Raw genomic sequence first — 2,461 nt, 5'->3', positions numbered from 1 at the left:
GATTAATATAGCTACAAATGGAAAATCTAAAAATATGCGTAATATGATTGAGCATTAGAATGGTTGAAGATGAAAGGAAACGTAAAATATTAACTCTAAATAGGAGATTCGAACGCGAAAGACCACTACGATGTGGTGGCGGAATGGGATGAGAGTTCGATTAGGAGCAGAAGGAGGCTTTTACCTCCTTCGTTGTCTGAAAATACGCTTACACTTCTTAGCGTTTAGATAAGTACTAGTCTTTAAAACTAAATGTGCCGTAAAGTAGGAGCAGCTTAAATTCATTACTATGATTTATTTGTTACTTTTAAAGCGTCTAACACTATTTTAGTTGCATTTGCAATAAGTTTATCATCGTATTTCGTATCTTCTTTCGCATGATTAGAAAGTATCGCAAGAATAATTGGCTTTTTATTTGGTGGCCAAATGATTGCAATATCATTCCTTGTTCCATAAGACCCAGAGCCGGTCTTATCGGCTACTTCCCATTCTCCTGGAACTCCAGCACGAATTAAGTTGTCCCCCGTAGTATTTCTTTTCATCAAATCTATTAAAAAGTTCCGTTTCTCAACTGAAAGTATATCGCCTAGCGCGTATGCTTGAAGACTAGTAGCTAATGCCTTTGGGGTACTAGTATCACGAGTGTCTCCTGGCTGCACTTCGTTTAATTCTGGTTCAAAACGTTCAGGATTTGTGACAGTATCTCCTATTTCTCTCAGTGATTTTTTGAATTCACTTGGCCCACCTAATTGCTTAAGAATAAGATTTTGTGCAGTATTATCGCTATATCGAAGGGAAGCATCCGCAAGCTCTTTCAGAGTCATACCTGTATCTACATATTTTTCAGTAATTGGATTGTAATTCACAAGATCTTTGCTAGTATACTTAATTCTTTGATCTAAATCTTCTATTGATTTCTTTTGTAACAGTGCTCCAACAGCAAGGGCTTTGTGGGTAGATGCGTATGCAAACCGTTCATCTGAACGATAAGTAACGGTTTGATTCGTACCTGTGTCTAATGCATAAATACCAAGTTTAGCATCATATTCTTTTTCCAGCTTTACAAAAGAATGATTACTTGTATTTTCTTGTTTGGTTTGTTTCGGTGGTGCGGATTGAATATTACTATTGGAACAGCCTATAAGCGTTACACATGAAAGTAATACTACAGGTAACATCTTTTTATAATGCGAAATGTGAAAAAACTTCTTTGAAACTATCATACATTTTCAACCTCTTTCAAGAATATATGGATTTTGTATAGGTATTTTACATACCTATACAATTAACAAATGCACAGGATAGCACTCATCTTGTGTTTCTTGCATTACAAAATGAGAGAACTACCAAAAGCACCTTTTTTATACGTAATAGACAATCTAAGTAACACATTTGTTCCATTTATGATTAAGGTTTTGAATATATCCATTAATTTTATTTATAAGAATCCTGAAATCTTCTTTTTTCAACTCTGCTTAATCTTACAGTTCTTTAGTAAATATGGAACAATTGCATTACGTACATAGTAAGTCATCGATTAGTTGCGCCTGAGATTATATATCATAAAGTTGGAACGGCAGAACATCTATCGAATCAAAATATGAAAGGACAAGAGGTTGTGACATGGTTATGTGATCTAGTTAAGTTGCTTGAGGAATGGATTCTATACATAAGACGGGAAGTAACCATGAATCTTAGTAAGATGGGCGTTTTTAATAGAAAAAGGGACCTGTATGGAGTATGTACCTTTTTGATTGGCAAAAAGACAATCTGTTAACCATCTAGAATATTTCTCTTTTTCACCTGTTTTTCGAGAGCTTGCTACAATATGGCAAACGAAGAAAGGGTGGACAAGTAGGAGAAGCGATTATTGCATTTTTACAAAAGGAGAAGATATGGGAAGGAGATATCCTGGCATCATATATTTACGTATCTTGCAGATGTTGGCGCAATATTTCGGGTGATGCCGCCTAATTTTACCCGTACAATTGTTCAACTGGAATCGATTCAAGAAGAAAATGAGTAGCTAGTGATAGTGCCGTTTCAAAACAATCAAGTAACTCGCATTTGTAAAATGGACGTGTACTACGGATATTTGTCTATTAGTTTAGCTATACTATGGTACGGAAAGAATTGGTTTGTGTTTGGGAAAACGCCTCAATTACGCCATACGATTTACGGGATTTGTCATACGTTTGATGCAGCAAATTTCTATGATAACGTACGCCATACCATCCCTTTACACAAAGAAGATATTGAAAGCCGCACCTCGCACATTACAAATTACACCCTGCAAAAGATATTCGACGAGAAGTTCAATCAAATCACGCAGAAACCACCCAACTATCTTCATACATAAACAGAACATTCTTTTTGCGAAGAAAGAATCATAGACGATTTACCCTTTTAAGAGGCATTCGTGCTTCTTTTTTTATAAAGGTATGAAAAAAAGAACAAATAC

General features: G+C 35.5%; 2 protein-coding genes. One reads left to right on the top strand and one right to left on the bottom strand.

The genetic code is table 11. The features are described from left to right. Positions 1-287 precede the first annotated feature (287 nt). Entirely contained in the window at positions 288-1,223 is a 936-nt protein-coding gene (gene bla, locus AB3X49_RS21285) for a class A beta-lactamase (protein ID WP_367964579.1), read from the bottom strand. A gap of 812 nt (positions 1,224-2,035) precedes the next feature. Here bla and AB3X49_RS21280 point away from each other — a divergent pair. Continuing rightward, entirely contained in the window at positions 2,036-2,359 is a 324-nt protein-coding gene (locus tag AB3X49_RS21280; protein ID WP_367964577.1) for a hypothetical protein, read from the top strand. Positions 2,360-2,461: the final 102 nt, after the last annotated feature.

This window comes from Bacillus sp. C30 (assembly GCF_040838255.1).
GTDB lineage: Bacteria > Bacillota > Bacilli > Bacillales > Bacillaceae_G > Bacillus_A > Bacillus_A mycoides.
The sequence above is the reverse complement of the archived record's forward strand: the minus strand, read 5'-3'. Positions and strand labels throughout refer to the sequence as shown.